This is a genomic window from Chelatococcus caeni, from assembly GCF_014196925.1.
Taxonomy (GTDB): Bacteria; Pseudomonadota; Alphaproteobacteria; order Rhizobiales; family Beijerinckiaceae; genus Chelatococcus_A; species Chelatococcus_A caeni.
On the sequence record NZ_JACIEN010000001.1, the window covers coordinates 595,944 to 613,932 of the forward strand.

Consider the following 17,989-nt stretch of genomic DNA (forward strand, 5'->3'; position numbering starts at 1 on the left):
GGCAGGCGGCGATGGAGGAAACCGCCCCGACGATCACGAAGACGACCTGCCCCTATTGCGGGGTGGGCTGCGGCGTCCTCGCCACGGTCGCCGCGGACGGCAGCGTCGCCGTCCGCGGAGATCCCGACCATCCCGCCAATTTCGGCCGGCTGTGCTCCAAGGGCTCGGCGCTGGCCGAGACCATCGACCTCGACGGCCGCCTGCTCCATCCCGAGATCGACGGCCGCAGGGCCGGCTGGGACGAGGCGCTCGACCGTGTCGCCGAGACCTTCTCGCGCACCATCGCGGAGCACGGGCCGGGTTCCGTCGCCTTCTACGTTTCCGGCCAGCTCCTCAACGAGGATTACTACGTCGCCAACAAGCTGATGAAGGGCTTCATCGGCACGGCCAACATCGACACCAACTCGCGCCTGTGCATGGCCTCCTCGGTCGCCGGCCACCGTCGCGCCTTCGGCGCCGACACGGTGCCGGGCAGCTACCGGGACCTCGAGCTTGCCGACCTCGTCGTCCTCGTCGGCTCCAACCTCGCCTGGTGCCATCCGGTGCTGTACCAGCGCCTCGCCGCCGCCAAGGCCGAGCGGCCTGAGATGAAGGTCATCGTCGTCGACCCGCGCCGCACCATGACGGCCGATATCGCCGACCAGCACCTCGCCATTGCGCCCGATGGCGATGTCGCGCTCTTCAACGGCCTCCTCGCCCATCTCGCCGAGGCGGGCGCGCTCGACGAGAACTACATCGCCGAACACACGACCGGCTTCGCCGAAGCGCTGGCCGCCGCCTGGCGCCTCGACATGGACGGCACCGCCGCCGAGACCGGCCTCGACCGGGCGAGCATCGCGGAATTCTACCGGCTCTTCGCCACGACCGAAAAGGTCGTCACCGTCTACAGCCAGGGCGTCAACCAGTCGTCGGTCGGCACCGACAAGGTGAGCGCCATCATCAACTGCCATCTCGCCACCGGCCGCATCGGCCGGCCCGGCATGGGGCCCTTCTCCGTGACCGGCCAGCCCAACGCCATGGGCGGGCGCGAGGTCGGCGGGCTCGCCAACATGCTGGCGGCCCACATGGACATCGACAATGCGGCCCATCGCGAGCGGGTGCAGCGCTTCTGGGGCTCGCCGGTCATCGCCTCCGCGCAGGGCCTCAAGGCCGTCGACATGTTCCGCGCCGTCGCCGACGGACGCATCAAGGCGCTGTGGATCATGGCCACCAACCCGGTCGATTCCATGCCGGACGGCGACATGGTCGAAACCGCGATCCGCGCCTGCCCCTTCGTCGTCGTCTCCGATGTCCTCGGCGCCACCGACACGGTCCGCCACGCCCATGTGAAGCTGCCGGCCGCCGCCTGGGGCGAGAAGGACGGCACGGTGACCAATTCCGAGCGCCGCATGTCGCGCCAGCGCCCCTTCCTGCCCCTGCCGGGGGAGGCGAAGCCCGACTGGTGGATCGTCACGGAAGTGGCGCGCCGCATGGGTTTTGCCGAGGCCTTTCCCTATGCCTCGCCGGCCGAGATCTTCGCCGAGCACGCGGCGCTCTCCGCCTTCGAGAACGACGGCACGCGCGATTTCGACATCGGCACCCATGCCGGCATCGATGCCGCCGGGTTCGATGCGCTCGCGCCGTTCCAGTGGCCGGCGCGTCGGGCCGGCGAGACGTCGGCGGACGACATCCGCTTCTTCGCCGAGGGCGGCTTCTTCACGCCGGACCGCAAGGCCCGGCTCGTGCCCGTCACCACGACGGCGCCCGCGCGGGTGGGCGAAGGCTTCCCCCTCGTGCTCAACACCGGCCGCGTGCGCGACCAGTGGCACACGATGACGCGCACCGGAAAGAGCCGGCGCCTGTCGCAGCATCTCGCCGAGCCCTTCGTCGAGATCCACCCCGCCGATGCGGCAAAATACGGCATCGCCGATGCCGATCTCGTGCGCGTCACCTCCGCCCGCGGCGCCGTCGTGGTCAGGGCGCTGCTGACGAGCCGCCAGCGGGAGGGCTCGGTCTTCGTGCCCATGCACTGGACCGACCAGTTCGCCGCCGACGGCCGTGTCGACCGCCTCGTGCCGCCGCTGACCGACCCGACCTCCGGCCAGCCGGCGCTGAAGCACGTCGCCGTGCGCATCGCGCGCTTCGCCGCCGCGGCCTACGGCTTCGCCGTGCTCACCGAGAAGCCCGAACGCATCGCCGCGGACTACTGGGCCATAGCCCGCTGCGCAGGGGGTTGGCGCGTCGAGCTCGCCTTCGCCGCCTCCGTGGCGGACTGGCCGGGCGTGGCGGACGCCATACTGCCTGCGGCTGCCGGCACCGAGACCCTGTCCTTCCAGGATGCGGTCGCCGCCCGTCGGCGTTTCGCCCGTTTCTCCGGCGAGCGCCTGCTCGGCGCGCTCTATCTCGCGGCCGAGCCGGTCGCGGTGCCGCGCGACTGGGCCGTCGAGCAGCTCTCGCAAGCCCATGCCGACCGGCGGGCGCGCCTCGCCATCCTCGCCGGCCGGCCAGGCAAGGGCGGCGAGGACAAGGGCGCCATCGTCTGCTCGTGCTTCGGCGTCGGCGCCCGGCAGATCGCGGGTGCGGTCGTCGCCGGCTGTCACACGGTCGAGGCCGTCGGCGAGGCCCTGCGGGCGGGCACCAATTGCGGCTCTTGCCGCGCGGAGATCAGGAGCATCATCCATGCACATCGTCTCCAGGCAGCCGAGTGAGCGTGCACCAAGTGAGCGCGCACCGAGTGAGCGTGCTCACGCGCGGATCGAGCCGCTCAGCGTCGTCCCGGTCTTCCTCGACCTCGCCGGCAAGCGCGCCGTCGTCGCCGGCGGCGGTGATGCCGCGGCCTGGAAGGCGGAGCTGCTGGTCGCCGCCGGCGCCGAGGTGCACGTCTACGCCCCGCGCGAAGAGCTGAGCGGGGAGTTCTCCCGCCTCTTCGCCACCGCGGACCTGCCCGGACGGCTCGTCCACCACGACGCCCATTGGGATGCGGCGGCCTTCTCCGGCGCCACCGTGGCCATCGCCGAGGCGGAGGAGGACGCGGAGGCCGCCGCCTTCCGCGCTGCATCGCTCGGCGCCGGCGTGCCGTGCAATGTCATCGACAAGCCGGCCTTCTGCTCCTTCCAGTTCGGCACCATCGTCAACCGCTCGCCGCTCGTCGTCGGCATCTCGACGAGCGGCGCCGCCCCCGTGCTCGGTCAGGCCGTGCGCCGGCGCATCGAGGCGCTGCTCCCCGCCTGGCTCGCCGACTGGGCGCGCCTTGCCGCGGACATGCGCGAGCGCGTGATGGCGCGCCTCGGCCCCGGCGCCCGCCGCCGCGCCTTCTGGGAGGCCTTCGTCGACCGCGCCTTCCGCGCGGCACCCGGAGGCGACGACGCCGGCGCGCTGGAGGCCGAGGCAGGCCGCATCGCGCGGGGCGAGCGCCACGACCGCGGCCGCGTCACCTTCGTCGGCGCGGGGCCCGGCGATGCCGAGCTTCTGACCATCAAGGCCGTGCGCGCCCTGCAGGCGGCCGACGTCATCCTCTTCGACGATCTCGTCTCCGAGGACGTGCTGGAACTCGCCCGCCGCGAGGCCAAGCGCATCCTCGTCGGCAAGCGCGGCGGCCGGCCGAGCTGCAAGCAGGACGAGATCAACGCCATGATGCTGACGCTCGCCCGCGCCGGAAAGCACGTGGTGCGCCTCAAGTCCGGCGACCCGATGATCTTCGGCCGGGCCGGGGAGGAGATCGACAGCTTGCGCCGGGAAGGCATCGCCTTCGACGTTGTGCCCGGCATCACCGCCGGCATCGCCATGGCCGCAACGCTCGGCGTGTCGCTGACCCACCGCGACCAGGCGAAGTCCGTCCGCTTCGTCACCGGCCATTCGCGCCACGGTGGCCTGCCGGAGGACGTCGACTGGCGCGCCATCGCCGATCCCTCCGCCACCACCGTCTTCTACATGGGCGGCCGCACGGCTGCCGAGATCGCGGCCCGGCTCATGGACTATCGGATGGCGGCGGATACGCCCGTGGCGCTCGCCGAGGCGCTCGGCCGCCCGGAGGAGGCGCTCACCCGCTGCCGCCTCGCCGACCTGCCGGCGCGCATTGCCGAACGTGACGAGCGCCAGCCGCTCGTCATCGGGATTGGCGCGGTCTTCGCCGAGGCGAGGGCGGCCGGCATGGGCGAGGACCGGCCGGCGCTGGCTTCAGCAGGTTGAGAATACGCGAACGCGCGAGAACGTGGTGGAGCGTCATTCCCCTCCCTCCGCTTGCGGTGGGGAGGGGCTAGGGGTGGGGGGCGGTGCCGCTGGCCAGATGCGTCCAGTCGCAGTCGCCAAAGACGATCGAACCGCCGGCCGGCGGCACTGCCCCCCATCCCAGCCCCGCCACTTCGTCGGGGAGGGAGAGGGCGGCGCGCGCCGCTCGGATCTTCCCCGCACGACGAAAGCCATCCCCCACATTTTCGCTGCCTACTTTTGCGGCAGCAGCATGGGCGAACGGGCATTTTACCTATAGATTGCCCGCCATGACGCAGAACGACACCGCGGAGGACGCCGCGCCGAGCGCGTGGGCGAAGGAGTGGCGCGCCACCTTGGCGCTGGCCTGGCCGCTCGTGCTCACCAATCTCGCCCAGACCGCCATGGGCACGACGGACGTGATCATGCTCGGCTGGCTGGGGGCCGAGTCGCTCGCGGCCGGGGCGCTCGGCTTCAACCTCTATTTCGCGATGCTCATCTTCGCCATCGGCATCGTCACGGCGACGGCGCCGATGATCGCGCGCGAGATCGGCCGACGTTCCTACGAGGTGCGACAGGTGCGCCGCACCGTGCGGCAGGGGCTGTGGGTGTCGGCCGCCATCGCCCTGCCGATCTGGCTCTTCCTCTGGCAGGGGGAGGCCATCCTCCTCGCCATGGGGCAGAAGCCGGACCTCGCGGCGGCCGCGGGCACCTATCTGCACGCCCTGCAATGGGCGGTGCTGCCGTTCTGCGGCTATGTCGTGTTGCGCTCGTTCCTCTCGGCGCTGCAGCGGCCCATGTGGGCGCTCGCGGTCAGCATCGCGGCCAATCTCTTCAACATCCTCGCCAACTGGTGCCTCATCTTCGGCAATCTCGGCTTCCCGGCTCTGGGGCTGACGGGCGCCGGCGTGGCGACGACGACGTCGAGCATTTTTCTCTTTGCCGGGCTCGTCGTCGCCATCGTGCTCGACCGCCGGCTGAAGCGCTATGCCCTCTTCGGCCGATTCTGGCGGCCGGACTGGTCGCGCTTCATGGAGATCTGGCGCATCGGCCTGCCGATCGGCGCCACCTTCGCCTTCGAGGTCACCATCTTCAACGCCGCCGTGTTCCTCATGGGGCTCATCGGCACGGCCTCGCTCGCCGCCCATTCCATCGCCATCCAGATCGCCTCGCTCACCTTCATGGTGCCGCTCGGCATCGGGCAGGCGGTGACGGTCAGGGTCGGCCGCGCCTTCGGCGCCGAGGACAGAGAGGGCGTGCGCGTCGCCGGCTGGACGGGCTTCGTCATGGCCATCGCCTTCATGGCGACCATGGCCTTCTTCATGCTGGTGACGCCGCGCCTGCTCGTCAGCGCCTTCCTCGATGTCCGGGCGCCGGAGAACGCCGAGGTCGTCGCGCTCGCCGTCTCGTTCCTGGCCTTTGCCGGCCTGTTCCAGATCTTCGACGGGGCGCAGGCCGTCGGCGCGGGCATGCTGCGCGGCCTGCAGGACACCCGCGTGCCCATGGTCTATGCGGCGCTCGGCTACTGGGGCATCGGCCTGCCGCTCGGCGCCGCGCTCGCCTTCCGTGGCGGCCTCGACGGCGTCGGCATCTGGATCGGCCTCGCCGCCGGCCTCGCCGTCGTCGCCGTGCTCATGCTGGTGCGCTGGCTGCGGCGGGAGAGGCTGGGGCTCCTCGCCTTCGACGCCGGCCGGCCTGCAGCGCCGCCAGCCGATTGCGTACCCGGCAGCGTATGAAAAAAGCGGCCGGACGGACCGGCCGCTTTTTCATGCATGGGCTCTGGGCCTCTTGGCCTTTGGGAACGTCCTTGCCATCGTCATGGCCCGGCTCGGCAAACGCAACTCGGGCTCGCCCGATTTGCGACGCTTCGAAAAGACGCAACGCGCATGCGCGTTGCTGGTGCCATCCAGGTCTTTGGCGGCGTTTCCAAGGCGTGGATACCCGTGACAGGCGCGGACATGACGGCTGGAAAGCGGGCCGTTTACTGCGCCAGTTCCCAGATGAGCTGCACCTGCGCGCGCAGCGTCTGCTCGCCGGTTTCCACCGGCACGGCCTTGGCCTCGGCAAAGTCCATGGACCTTGCCATCATCATCGGCCGGGGCGGCATCTGCATGCTCGTCTCGTTGATCTCGACGAGGCGGCCGAGCTTGGCGCCGGCGGCCTGCACGTAGAGCTCGGCCTTGCGCTTGGCGTCCTCCACGGCGGCGGAGCGCGCCTTGTCGAGCAGGGTCGCCGGTTCGGCGACGTCGAAGGACAGGCCGCCCATCTGGTTGGCGCCGGTGGTGACGGCCGCATCGAGCACGGTGCCGAGCTTGGCGAGCTCGCGCACGCGCACGATCACCTGGTTGCGCACCTCGTAGCCGTCGATGCGCGGCGGCTGGCTCGAGCCGTCCTTCGGCTCGGGATAGACGTAGCGCGGCTGCACCGAGAAGCCGTCGGTCATGATGTCCTTGGCGGCGATGCCGGCCTTCTTGAAGGCCTCGATGACGCGGGCCATGGCCTCGGTATTGGCGTCGAGCGCCTCACGCGCGGTCGACGCCGACGTGACGACGCCCGACGTGAGCGTCGCCATGTTGGGGACCGCGTTGACGGTTCCTTCGCCGACGATGGTGATGCGTCCAGGCGCGCGCTCGGCGGCCGTCTCGGCCGCGAGGGCCGAGGTGGCGGCGGTCGCGACAAGGGCGGCGACGAGGACGGTACGACGAAGATCGATCATTTTCAGTTGGTTCCTGCAATCAATCGGCGCAGCTGCTTCACCATGCAACTGTGACCGAGATGAGACCGCGCCGGCGGGCCGGCGCGGGCAGCCTTTTCTCACCCCGCCCGACTGCATAGATTGTCGGGGGCAGGCGGCACAATAGACTGGTGCCGGGGAGAGTGCCATGCAATCGGCCATCGGCGTCGTCGTCTATCAATCGCAGCATCTCGTCGACGGGCTGCTCGTCGCGCTGAGCCGGCGCCTCAGGGAACGCGACCTGCGCCTCGCCGGCCTCGTGCAGCACAACGAGGACGATGCCTGCACCGCCTGCGGGGACATGGCGCTGGAGGACCTCGCCACCGGCCGCCTCGTCCCCATCAGCGAACAGCGCGGACCGGGCGCAAGCGGCTGCCGGCTCGATGCGCAGGGCCTTGCGACCTCGGCCGGCCTCGCCGCGGCGGCCATCGGGGCGGACGGCGTCGACCTCGTCATCCTCAACAAGTTCGGCAAGGCGGAAGCCGAGGGCAGGGGCCTGCGCGACGAATTCGCGCTCGCGGTCGGCCGCGGCCTGCCGACGCTTACTGCGGTCGGCGAGGCGCTGCTGCCGGCCTGGCGCTCCTTCGCCGGGGAGGACTGGCAGGTGCTCGAGCCGTCGCTCGAGGCGCTCGAATCGTGGTGCCTCGCGCAGGTGGCGGGTGACGCCCGCGCCGGCGAGAGGGTCGCCGAGGGGATCACGTCGTGAACGGTCATCCGGGCAGCCTGGCGCCGCCGGCAGGCGCCGCCGAGAGCGAGGACCTCGCCTTCCTCGCCGACTACCTCGTGCGGCCCGATCCGCTCGACCCGCGCCTCGGCATCACGGTCGCCGGCGTCGACCAGGGCGGCGCCCCGGTCGAGACCCGCGTCGTCACCGAGCGGGCCCTGACGCTCTATCTCAACGCGCAGGAGATCGTCACCATGATGACGATCGGCGACCACCCGGAGCATCTTGCCGTCGGCTACCTGCTCAACCAGAACATGCTGAAGCTGGACGACGTGGTCACCGATGTCGATTACGACGCCGAGCTCGACGTGGTCGTGGTGCGCACCGAGCGCAAGACCAACTACGAGGACAAGCTGCGCAAGCGCACCCTGACCTCCGGCTGCGCCCAGGGCACCGCCTTCGGCGACCTGATGGACGTGATCGACGAGGCCCGCCTGCCGCATGCGGAGCTGCGCACGTCCTGGCTCTACGCGCTCACCCACAAGATCAACCGCACGCCCTCGCTCTATCTCGAAGCGGGTGCCATCCACGGCTGCGTCCTGTGCGCGCGCGACCGGCCGCTCGTCTATATGGAGGACGTCGGCCGCCACAATGCGGTGGACAAGGTGGCCGGCTACATGCACCAGCACGGTATCGATCCGGCCGACAAGATCTTCTACACGACGGGGCGCCTCACCTCCGAGATGGTCATCAAGACGGTGCGCATGGGCATTCCCGTCCTCGTCTCGCGCTCCGGCTTCACCGCCTGGGGCGTCGAGCTGGCCCGCAAGGCGGGGCTGACGCTCGTCGGCCGCGCCCGCGGCAAGCGTTTCATCGCTCTGTCGGGCGCCGAGCGTATCGTCTTCGACCAGGATCTCGCCTATGTGGCGGAGGAATCGGCGAAGCACCGGCGCAAAGGGGCGAGCGACAAGGGAGGCGGAGATGATTGAAACCTGCCCGCCGACCATCGGCGCGCTGCTCGCCGGCGGGCTCGCCCGGCGCATGGGCGGCGGCGACAAGCCGCTGCGCCGCGTCGGCGGCCGGCCCATCCTCGACCATGTCGTCGAGCGCATGGCGCCGCAATGCGCCGGCCTCGTCATCAACGCCAATGGCGATCCGGCGCGCTTTGCGCCCTATGGCCTGCCGGTGGTTCCCGACGACGTGCCCGGCTTCGCCGGCCCGCTCGCCGGCATCCTGGCCGTGCTCGACTATGTGGCGGTGCGCCGGCGCGACGTGGAATGGATCGTCAGCGTCGCCGCGGACACGCCGTTCCTGCCGCCGGATCTCGTCGTGCGCCTCCACGCCGCGCGCCGGGAAGAGGGGGCGATGCTCGCCTGCGCCGCCTCGGGCGGGCGCACCCATCCGGTCATCGGGCTGTGGCCGGTGGGCATCCGCGAGGACCTGCGCCGGACGCTCGTCGGCGAGGGCGAGCGCAAGATCGACCGCTTCACGGCCCGCTTTCCGCTCGCCGTCGCCGAATGGCCGACGGAGCCGTTCGACGTCTTCTTCAACGCCAACGCGCCGGCGGACCTCGAAGCGGCCGAGGCGATCCTCGTTCACGCACGCCTGAGTTGACGGGGCGCGATTTCGCACGCACCCTCCTCAGGCGATGCAGGGGGCAAGAAGACCCGGCGGAGATATTGGGGGAGGGAGCAATGCGCGCATTCATCATTGCCGTCGTCGTCGCCATCGTCGTCGCAGTGGGTGCCGATTTCGTCCTGTCCGACCTGCAGGAGCCGGTGGACGTGGCCTTCACGACGAGCGGCGTGCGCCTCGGCGACATCAACTGAGCAGGAGCGCTCCTTCAGGCCTTGCGGATGGAGAAGAGGAGGCTGTCGTCGCGCTTTTCCTGCGCCTCGAGCACGTCTCCCGTCTCGCGCACCAGGTTCGGGATGTCGATGGCGGCCATCGGATCCGTGCATTCGACGACGAGGAGCATGCCCGCCTTGAGGCCGCGCAGGGCCTTGCGGGTGTGAAGGGCGGGCAGGGGGCATTTGAGGCCGCGCAGGTCGAGCGTTCGCCCGGCGGTCGCATCGTGGCTGGTCTCGTCGCTCATGGGGAGGCGTCCCTTCGATGATTCGCCCGGATCATGCACCGCGCCGCTTCGCCCGGGCAATGCGGGGCCTCGCCGCGCTGTTCCTCACGCTCTCCCTGACCGGTGCCCCCGAGGCGCAGGAACTGCGCGGCCACGGCGGCCCCGTGCGTGCCGTCGCCGTCGACCCCGGCGGCGAGGTGGCGCTGACCGGCAGCTTCGATACCTCGGCCATCCGCTGGCGGCTGGCCGCCGGCGTGGCGGAAGCGGTGCTGCGCGCCCATGACGGCTCGGTCAACGCGGCCGTGGCGCTTGGAGAGGGACGCTTCGCCACGGGCGGCGAGGACGGGCGCATCGCGATCTGGCCGGCTGCAGGCCGGACGCCCGAGCGCGTGATCGTGGCACACGATGCGCCGATCGTCGCGCTCACGGCCGGTCCGGACGGCACCTTCGCGTCGGCGGCCTGGGACGGCACGGCGGCGCTCTGGTCGCCGCAGGGCGAGGAGCGGCGGCGCCTCCATGGCCATCAGGGCAACGTCAACGGCGTCGCCTTCATGCCCGCGGGCGGGCTCGTCACCTCCGGCTATGACGCGACGCTGCGCCTGTGGCCGCAGGATCCCGCGCGGCCGCCCGTCGTCGTGACCTTGCCGACGCCGCTCAACGGCGTCGTCGTCGCCCCCGATGGCGAGATCGTCGTCGCGGGGGCCGACGGCAAGCTGCATTTCGTCTCGGCGACGGGGGAGGTGCTCGGCGAGCGCGAGGTGGGCCCGACGCCCCTCATCGCCCTCGCCTTGTCGCCGGACGGTAAGCGCGTCGCCGCCGGCGGCATCCGCGGTGACGTCGCCATCGTCGAGCGCAGCACCCGCGCGGTGGTCGCGACGCTCGTCGGGCCGGGCCTGCCGGTGTGGTCGCTCGCCTTCTCGCCCGACGGCGACGAGATCTTTTCGGGCGGCGGCGACCGGATGGTCCGCCGCTGGGACGCGCGCACGGGCGAGCATATCGGTGCCGTCATTCCGCAGGCGGGTGAGGATCCCCTCGCGGCCTTTTCCGGCGAGCGCGGCGCCGAGGTCTTCCGCGCCTGCGCCGCCTGCCACACGCTGACCCCGGACGGCGGCAACCGCGCCGGCCCGACGCTCTACGGCATCTTCGGCCGCCGCATCGCCTCCGCACCCGGCTACGACTATTCGCCGGCACTCAGGGCCATGAGCATCGTCTGGTCGGGCCAGACGATCGCCCGCCTCTTCGAGATCGGCCCCAACGCCTACCTGCCCGGCACCAAGATGCCCGAGCAGCGGGTGACGAGCGAGGCCGACCGGCAGGCGCTGGTGGAGTTTTTGAGGAAGGCCACGGCGCCGCGGTGAGCGCGTATCGATCCGCGCTGTGGCGCTCCTGCCCGGAAAGGTGCACCGGGCGCATGGCTCGGCGGCCGGGCAGGCGCCTCTGGCGGTTCCGCGTCCTGCGCGGGCTCCCCATTTAGCTCGAACTGGGGTCGGCTGCGTCGGTGCCTTGCGCATCGGGTGGACAGCGTCGCCGCACAACGGCTCGACGGGGATGACGACATGGTTGCACTTTCGATTCTCGATCTCGTCCGCATCACGGAGGAGACGGACGCGCGCGGCGCGCTCGACAACGCCCGCGACCTTGCGCGCCATGCGGAGGGCCTGGGCTACCGCCGCATCTGGGTGGCCGAGCATCACAACATGCCGGGCATCGCGAGCGCGGCGACCTCGGTCGTCATCGCCCATATCGCCGCCGGCACGAGCACCATTCGCGTCGGTGCGGGCGGCATCATGCTGCCCAACCATTCGCCGCTCGTCATCGCCGAGCAGTTCGGCACGCTGGAGGCCCTGTTCCCCGGCCGCATCGACCTCGGCGTCGGCCGCGCCCCCGGCACCGACCAGCGCACCCTGCGCGCCTTGCGCCGTTCCCCGGCCAGCGCCGATACCTTCCCGCAGGATGTCGTGGAACTGCAGGCACTCCTCGGCCCGCCCGCGCCGGACCAGGTGATCCGCGCCGTCCCGGGGGCGGGATCGAACGTGCCGATCTGGATCCTCGGCTCCAGCATGTTCGGCGCGATGCTCGCTGCCGAGCTCGGCCTGCCCTATGCCTTCGCCTCGCATTTCGCGCCCGAGATGCTGCTGCCGGCGCTCGAGGCCTATCGCTCCCGCTTCAGGCCCTCCGCCCAGCTCGCGCGGCCCCATGCCATGGTGGGCGTCAACATCATCGCCGCGCCGAGCGATGCGGAGGCCCGCCGCCTCGCCACCACCCAGCAGATGTCCTTCGCCAACATCTTCCGCGGCGCGCGCGGGCTGAGCCGCCCGCCGATCGACGACATCGAGACCTACTGGACGCCGATGGAGAAGGCGCAGGCCATGCGCATGCTGGCCCGCTCGATCGTCGGCTCGCCGCAGGCCGTCCGCGAGGGCATTGCGGCGCTCGTCGCCGAGACCGCCGCCGACGAACTGATCGTCGTCTCCGACGTCTACGACCATGCGGCGCGGCTCAGGTCCTTCGAGCTCATCGCCGCCGCGGCGCAGGACGCGCGCTGACGCCGGTCAGAGCTGCTTCTTCTCCCGCTCGCGCAGGTAGTCCTCGCTCGTGCGCGGCGCCGGGCGGGCGGGGGCGTCGTGCGGGTCGAAGCTCTCGTTGACCACGGCCTCGACGCGGCAGTCCTCGCACATCTTGATGACGGCGATGCGCCGGGCATGCTCGCCCGAGAACATCCAGTGCCGGCCCTCGAGCCGCGAGACGATCCGCTCGATGGTGGAGCGGGTGCCGAAGGGCTTGCCGCAGGCGATGCAGTGGAAGGGCTCCTCCTCCTTCTTCGTCACCGGCGGGGCGGCCCAGGCGGCGAAGTCGATGCGCGGCTCGAGCGTGATGACCTTCTCCGGGCAGGTGGCGGCGCACAGCCCGCACTGCACGCAGCGGTCCTCGGCAAAGGTCAGCATCGGCTTGTCGGGATTATCGCCGAGCGCGCCCGTCGGGCAGGCGGCGACGCAGGCATGGCACAGCGTGCAGCCCTCCGCGTCGACGTGGGCGGTGCCGAAGGGGGCGCGCTCGGGCAGGGGCAGGACGTCGACGGCAAGCGGCGCGACATTGCGCAGTTCCTTGAGCGCCATGACGGTGAGTTCGCGCCCCTGGCCGAGCGGCAGGAACTTCGCCGTCTGCCGCTCCGGCACGCCCGCCACCGGCACACCGGCGAGCGCCGCCGCGAGCTGGTCGGGGTCGTCCGTCTCGATCGTCGCCACGCTGCCTTCGCCGAAGCCGAGCGGCGCCGCAACGGCGTCCATATAGGCGAGGTTGCGCATGAGGCCGCCGGTGTCGTGCTTCGGCCTGGCCCGCATCAGAACGCGGATCGCCGCCGCGCCATAGGCGAGGGCCGCGGCGAAGGCATCGAGCCCGAGCTGCGTCGCCTCGTTGACCGCGACCGGCAGGACATGGGCCGGCAGGCCCTCGCCATGGCGGGCGAGAGCATCGATCAGCTCCGCGCCATGGTCTTCGTCGTGGAAGAGCACCACCGCCCGCTCGCCGCCAGCCTCGGCATAGGTGTGGAGCAGGGCGCGCAGCCGCGCCATCAGGGTGTCGCTCGCCGGCAGGGCATAGGTTGCCGCGCCGGTCGGGCAGACGGCGGCGCAGGCGCCGCAGCCGGCGCAGATCTCGGCCGAGATGGCGACGTGGTCGCCGTCCGGCGTGATCGCGCCGGTGGGGCACAGGTCGAGGCAGCGCGTGCAGCCGGTCTTCTTCGAGCGCGAATGGGCGCACAGCGCCGCATCGAAGGTGACGTAGCGCGGCTTGTCGAATTCGCCGACGAGCTGCGATGCCTCGAAGGCAAGGCGCGCCACGGCCGCCGGGTCGCCGGGATCCGCACGCAGGTAGCCGGCGCGCAGTTCCCCCGCCGGGAAGAGCGGCACGCCGCCGCTGACGTCGAGAACGATGTCGCAGCGCGACAGGGCGCCGTCACGCGGCGCGCCGAAGGCGAGCCTGGCGCGCGACGACGGGGCCGGATGCGCGAAGTCGTTGACCGTGAGCGAAAAGGCGCCGAGCCAGCCGGTGGCCTGGGCGATGGTGCCCTTGAGCACGGGAAAGTCGCTCCGGCGCGGCGCCGGCACGTCGACCGGGCGCGTCAGCAGCACGGTGACGTCGAGCACGTCCTTGAGTCGCTCGGCGAGGGCGATCGCCGTCTCGTCGCGGCCGTAGACGAGGGCGACGCCCTCGCTCTTCAGCGGCACGAGCGGCGCCTCGGACGGCGCGATCCGCGCCGCGGCGATCAGCGCCGCCATCTTGGGGCCTGCCGCCTCCGCCTCGGCCGACCAGCCGGCGTTCTCGCGCAGGTTGACGAAAGTGAGATTCGCCTCCGGGGCGTTCTCGCCCGCCACCTCCTCGAAAAGCGGCGCCTCCTGGGTGCAGCCGACGAGGATGTCCGCCTCCGGGCCGAGCGCGGCCTTGAGCCGCTCCAGCTCGCGCCGGCACAGCTGATCCGCGAGGCGCACGTCGTGGCTCGGGCAGGCCCGCGTCAGCAGCTTCTCGTCGAGCGGCATCGTGCCCTCGCAGGAGCAGACGAAGGCGACGGGCTTTGCCTCGACAATCGGGCCGTTGGCGATGGGGCGCTTGCCGCGACCGGGGCCTTCAGCCATTGCGTTCACCTCCGCGATATCGATACCGACAGCGCTTGCATTCGCGCCATTTCGCGTCAGCTTATATCGAATTGGATGAATTCCAATCGAATGGCGAAGGGGAGGAGGCCATTCCGGTCAAGATCACGTCAATCGGCCGGCGCGAGCTCGTGCTGCCGCCCCCGTTCACGCTCGTCACCCTGCGCGAGGCGGGGGATGCCTTTGCCCACGCCCGGGCGATCGCGGGCGAGGCGGGGGCGGGCACGCTCGTCTGGGCGCGCCGGTTCGATCTCGTCGACTGCGCCGTGGTGCTCGAGCCGGCCGAGCCGCTCGCCCTCGCGCGCCTTGCCTTCTATCCGGCCATGAACGCGCTCGCCGATGCCGTCGCGGCCCATTGCGCGCCGGAGCATCCGCTGACCTTCGACTGGCCGGGCGGCATCCGCCTCGACGGCGTCCTCGTCGGCGACGGGCATCTCGCCTGGCCGGAGGACGCGCGCGATGCGGCGGTGCCGGACTGGCTCGTCTTCGGCGCGCGCCTACGCATCGCGACGCTCGACGGGCCCGAAGCGGCCGGCGGGGAACTCGGCATCGATGCGGTCGGCGGGCTCGAGGGGGATGCCGAAAGCCTCGTCGAGAGCTTCGCGCGCCATCTCATGGCGAACCTGCACGGCTTCTCGGAGGACCGCGGCGCTTCTCAGGTTTCACATTATGTTGAGCGTCTGGCGCCAAGCGATTCCGGCGACTCGTCTTTTGCCATCGACGTGAACGGCGATCTGCTCGTCACGACGGGCCGTGGCCGCCGCCGGCGTCTCTTCGTCGAGGCGCTCGCGCGCCATGGTGAGCGCGACGCCGAGGGGAGGCTTCCTGCATGAAGCTGCCGCGCACTATCCGGCTCGACGCCTCGGACAGCTTCGTCTTCGCCCATGCCGCCGCGCCGGGCGAATGGGCGGTGACCGGTGCCTTCCTCTTCGTCGATGCCGACGTCGCCTCGCTGCCGACCAAGGAACGCGTCGCCTTCCGCTCCGGCTTCCTCGGCATCGACAGTTTCGGCTTCTCCACCCTCGCCGTGGTCAGCGAGGCGGGCGACGAGGTCGAGGCGGCCACGGAGCTCCTGGCGCGGCGCTTCGTCGAGCGGCTCGGCGCCCCCGACGTCGCCACCGCCCTGCCGGCGGCGCGGGAGGAAATCGCCTTCGCCGCCTCGCTCTGCGACCATCCCGTCGGCACGCTCCTCGCCCTGCAGCGCGTGATGGAGAACGGCGAGATCCGCGAGCGCTACCGCACGCTCACCCCGCGTGGCGACCGGCCGCGCGACGGCTTCCGCGCCTTCGATTTCTTCGAGACCGACGACGAGCCCGCCGAGGAGGTCGATCTCCTCGCCCTGATGAAGGACAAGCCATGACCGATGCCGCCAACCGCGACTTCTGGCTGTCGAGCGGCCATGTGCTGCTCGACCGGCGCGAGGACGGCGGCCTCGTCGCGACCGACGCCTTCCTGAAGGCCTATCTCGCCCGGCCGGAGCTCATGCCGCCCGAGGAGGCCTGCCCCGCCGAGCGGGCCCTCCACGCCCGGCTGATGGACGATCCCTTCGCCGCGGTCTCACCGGTGACGCTGGCGCAGCTTGCCGATGCCGATGCGCGCGACAACTGGCGGGCGTTTCTCTCCTTCCGCGACCGGCTTCTGGCCGCGCCGACGCTGCAGGCGGCCTATGTGCGCATGATCAGGGACGGCGTCGGCGGCATTCCGCCGCTCTTCCTCAACCAGCTCGTCCATGTGCTGATGCGCGCCGCGCTCGACGGCTGCGAGGATGCCGAGGTCCTGCGCGCGGGGGAGATCTTCTTCCGCCCGCAGAAGGTGACCGTGCACGAGGGCCATCTCCTCCTCGCCGATGCCGAGACCATCGCGATGCACGAGGAGAACCGGCAGGCTTCGCCGCTGCTCGCCATGCTCGGCGGTCCGGCGGTGAGCGAGCTCGACGTGCTGCAGCCGGGCGAGACGGGCTACCAGGAGCGCAGCGATGCCTTCGACATGGTGCTTGACCTGGGTGGCGAGGCGGGTGGCCGCGCGGCCATCGCCCGCTGCGTCGAGGCCTTCCTGCGCGAGACGCTGGGGCACGCGGTGGCGGTCGAGCCTGTGCCACGCATCGAGGATAGCGACTGGCGCTGGTTCATCGGGCTCGATGCCGAGGCCACCGCCATCGGTAACGCCCTGTGGCGGGACGAGGAGGTGGACGGGGAGGCTTCTTCGCGCGTCCTCGCCCTCTTCCGCCTGACGCTCGACCCGTCCGTGCCGGTGCGGCCGGAGGTGCGCGGCCATCCCGTCTATCTCATCATGGCGATGGACCGGGGCAATCTGCTACGCTTCAAGCCGCAGAACCTCATTGCCGGCCTGCCGCTCGCGGCGGACCAGCCGGTGCATTGAGGAGGCCGGATCATGGCACATGAGAGGTTCAACGTCGGCGTCGTCGTCGAACGCCGCCCGTTGAAGAGCCGCTGGGTGGATCATGCCTGGCTGCCGGTCGCCGTCATCGCCGGCGTGCCGGAGGCGGCCCCGTGGACCTTGCTCGGCGAGGAGGCCGGCGTGCAGCGCTTCTACGCCGGCGCCTTCGACGTCGACCTCTACCGGGCCGAGACGGCCGGCTACCGCGACAATCTCGAAAGCGGGGCGCCGAAACTGTGGATCGCCGCCCATGCCACGGGAGTCACGCCGCCGCTCGACATTCTCGTCGTCACGGCCGATCCCAACGAGGGCGCGGCCTATACGGAAGCGGGCGACAATATCGTCGAGGCGGTGCCGATGCCGGACGAGGTCGCCGGCGTCGTCGCCCGCTTCGTCGCCGAGCACCACGTGGAGCGCGCCTTCATCAAGCGTCGCCGCGACCGGGCCGATCCCGACGCCCTGGCGCTGCGGCCGGGGCGGGACAAGGAGGGAGGCGAGCCGTGAGCGGCGACGAAGGCTTCCTCACCCGCTGGTCGCGCCGCAAGGAGGCCGCGCGGCGGAGCGAAGACGCGCCGGTGGCCGTGAATGTGCCCGCCGAGGCGCCGGAAGAGATTGCCGCACCGGTGGCCGAGGCAGAGGCGCAGGTCGCGGCTTCCCCTGAAGACGATGCGCCTGTCCCGCTCGAGGAACTGCCGCCGATCGAGAGCATCGGCCCGGAGACGGACCTGACGCCGTGGCTGAAGCGCAACGTGCCGCCGGCCTGGCGCCAGGCGGCGCTGCGCCGCCTGTGGGTGAGCGACCCCGGCATCCGCGATTTCGTCGGTCTCGCCGACTACGACTGGGACTGGAACACTCCCGGCGGCATGCCGGGCTACGGGCCGCTCGAGATCGGCGAGGCCGTGCGCAAGCGCCTCCTCGCCGCCGTCGAGGGGGCTCCGCCGCCCGCCGGCGAAGAGAGGGTGCAGCAGGACCGCGCCTCGGCCGATCCTCCGGCCGACGAGCAGGCGCCCGGCCCGTCGCCGGAGCCGGAAGAGGCGCCGGATGCCGTCCGGTTGCCCGCCGAACCTTCGGCGGCACGGCCAGCAGTTGCGCAGGCGAGCGAAGATCACGCAGATTTGAATAGAGATTTAGGGAACTCGCCACCCTCTCCCCGCCGCCGTTCGGGCTCGGCGACGCCGGTCTGAGCGAGGCCGCACAAGGGTTTCACGGGCTCGGGGGCGGATGGCGGCAGGGGCTGCCGCATGCCTGCCGGTACAGCCATAGCGGGTGCAGTGCAGCATTTCATT

The 17,989-nt window shown here is 71.3% G+C and carries 17 protein-coding genes; 14 read left to right on the plus strand and 3 right to left on the minus strand.

The genetic code is table 11. The features are described from left to right. The first annotated feature begins 11 nt into the window (after positions 1–11). The 3 genes from GGR16_RS02980 (at position 12) to GGR16_RS02990 (ending at position 5,921) form a co-directional block, all read left to right on the plus strand. A complete protein-coding gene (locus GGR16_RS02980; protein ID WP_183315671.1) occupies positions 12–2,687 on the plus strand; it encodes a nitrate reductase in 2,676 nt (891 codons plus the stop codon). Further along, on the plus strand, positions 2,659–4,167 hold the full coding sequence (cysG, locus tag GGR16_RS02985; protein ID WP_183315672.1) for a siroheme synthase CysG: 1,509 nt from the start codon (positions 2,659–2,661) through the stop codon (positions 4,165–4,167). Before GGR16_RS02980 ends, cysG begins: the two co-directional genes overlap by 29 nt. A gap of 308 nt (positions 4,168–4,475) precedes the next feature. Beyond that, positions 4,476–5,921, plus strand: coding sequence for an MATE family efflux transporter (locus tag GGR16_RS02990; protein WP_019400985.1), 1,446 nt, complete (start codon positions 4,476–4,478; stop codon positions 5,919–5,921). Between the two features lie 245 nt (positions 5,922–6,166). On the opposite strand, the gene GGR16_RS02995 is transcribed toward GGR16_RS02990, so the two are convergent. Continuing rightward, on the minus strand, positions 6,167–6,901 hold the full coding sequence (locus GGR16_RS02995; protein ID WP_019400984.1) for an SIMPL domain-containing protein: 735 nt from the start codon (positions 6,899–6,901) through the stop codon (positions 6,167–6,169). 166 nt (positions 6,902–7,067) lie between these two features. Between GGR16_RS02995 and GGR16_RS03000 the strand changes: the two genes are divergently transcribed. From GGR16_RS03000 to GGR16_RS26375, 4 genes are all read left to right on the plus strand, one after another. Next, on the plus strand, positions 7,068–7,625 hold the full coding sequence (locus GGR16_RS03000; protein ID WP_183315673.1) for a DUF2478 domain-containing protein: 558 nt from the start codon (positions 7,068–7,070) through the stop codon (positions 7,623–7,625). 17 nt (positions 7,626–7,642) lie between these two features. Next, a complete protein-coding gene (locus GGR16_RS03005; protein WP_183316315.1) occupies positions 7,643–8,572 on the plus strand; it encodes a formate dehydrogenase accessory sulfurtransferase FdhD in 930 nt (309 codons plus the stop codon). After that, positions 8,565–9,197, plus strand: coding sequence for a molybdenum cofactor guanylyltransferase MobA (gene mobA / locus GGR16_RS03010; RefSeq protein ID WP_183315674.1), 633 nt, complete (start codon positions 8,565–8,567; stop codon positions 9,195–9,197). The genes GGR16_RS03005 and mobA overlap by 8 nt, the downstream gene beginning before the upstream one ends. Before the next feature lie 80 nt (positions 9,198–9,277). After that, a complete protein-coding gene (locus tag GGR16_RS26375) occupies positions 9,278–9,412 on the plus strand; it encodes a hypothetical protein (protein WP_019400980.1) in 135 nt (44 codons plus the stop codon). 14 nt (positions 9,413–9,426) lie between these two features. Here the strand turns inward: GGR16_RS26375 and GGR16_RS03015 are convergent, their stop codons facing one another. Then, a complete protein-coding gene (locus GGR16_RS03015; RefSeq protein ID WP_183315675.1) occupies positions 9,427–9,678 on the minus strand; it encodes a sulfurtransferase TusA family protein in 252 nt (83 codons plus the stop codon). 17 nt (positions 9,679–9,695) lie between these two features. On the opposite strand from GGR16_RS03015, the gene GGR16_RS03020 reads away from it, so the two are divergent. Both GGR16_RS03020 and GGR16_RS03025 read left to right on the plus strand, forming a co-directional pair. Beyond that, positions 9,696–11,015, plus strand: coding sequence for a c-type cytochrome (locus GGR16_RS03020; RefSeq protein WP_246372793.1), 1,320 nt, complete (start codon positions 9,696–9,698; stop codon positions 11,013–11,015). Between the two features lie 198 nt (positions 11,016–11,213). Continuing rightward, positions 11,214–12,203: an LLM class flavin-dependent oxidoreductase gene (locus tag GGR16_RS03025; RefSeq protein ID WP_183315676.1), complete on the plus strand. Its 990-nt coding sequence runs from the start codon at positions 11,214–11,216 to the stop codon at positions 12,201–12,203. Positions 12,204–12,209: 6 nt separating this feature from the next. Here the strand turns inward: GGR16_RS03025 and GGR16_RS03030 are convergent, their stop codons facing one another. Next, entirely contained in the window at positions 12,210–14,288 is a 2,079-nt protein-coding gene (locus GGR16_RS03030) for a 4Fe-4S dicluster domain-containing protein (RefSeq protein WP_246372795.1), read from the minus strand. Between the two features lie 71 nt (positions 14,289–14,359). Here GGR16_RS03030 and GGR16_RS03035 point away from each other — a divergent pair, with 71 nt between their 5' ends. The 5 genes from GGR16_RS03035 to GGR16_RS03055 are packed head-to-tail and all read left to right on the plus strand — an operon-like array spanning position 14,360 to position 17,887. Next, on the plus strand, positions 14,360–15,139 hold the full coding sequence (locus GGR16_RS03035; RefSeq protein WP_245258849.1) for a biotin/lipoate--protein ligase family protein: 780 nt from the start codon (positions 14,360–14,362) through the stop codon (positions 15,137–15,139). Then, the gene (locus GGR16_RS03040; RefSeq protein ID WP_019400974.1) at positions 15,136–15,666 is read left to right on the plus strand and encodes a DUF6505 family protein; all 531 of its coding nucleotides are present in this window, start codon (positions 15,136–15,138) and stop codon (positions 15,664–15,666) included. The genes GGR16_RS03035 and GGR16_RS03040 overlap by 4 nt, the downstream gene beginning before the upstream one ends. Then, positions 15,663–16,685 carry a DUF6352 family protein gene (locus tag GGR16_RS03045; RefSeq protein WP_183315677.1) on the plus strand — a complete coding sequence of 341 codons (1,023 nt, stop codon included), beginning with the start codon at positions 15,663–15,665 and terminating at the stop codon, positions 16,683–16,685. Before GGR16_RS03040 ends, GGR16_RS03045 begins: the two co-directional genes overlap by 4 nt. Positions 16,686–16,697: 12 nt before the next feature. Then, positions 16,698–17,207, plus strand: a complete 510-nt coding sequence (locus GGR16_RS03050) for a DUF3305 domain-containing protein (RefSeq protein ID WP_019400972.1) — start codon at positions 16,698–16,700, stop codon at positions 17,205–17,207. Beyond that, on the plus strand, positions 17,204–17,887 hold the full coding sequence (locus GGR16_RS03055) for a DUF3306 domain-containing protein (protein ID WP_019400971.1): 684 nt from the start codon (positions 17,204–17,206) through the stop codon (positions 17,885–17,887). Before GGR16_RS03050 ends, GGR16_RS03055 begins: the two co-directional genes overlap by 4 nt. Positions 17,888–17,989 lie beyond the last annotated feature (102 nt).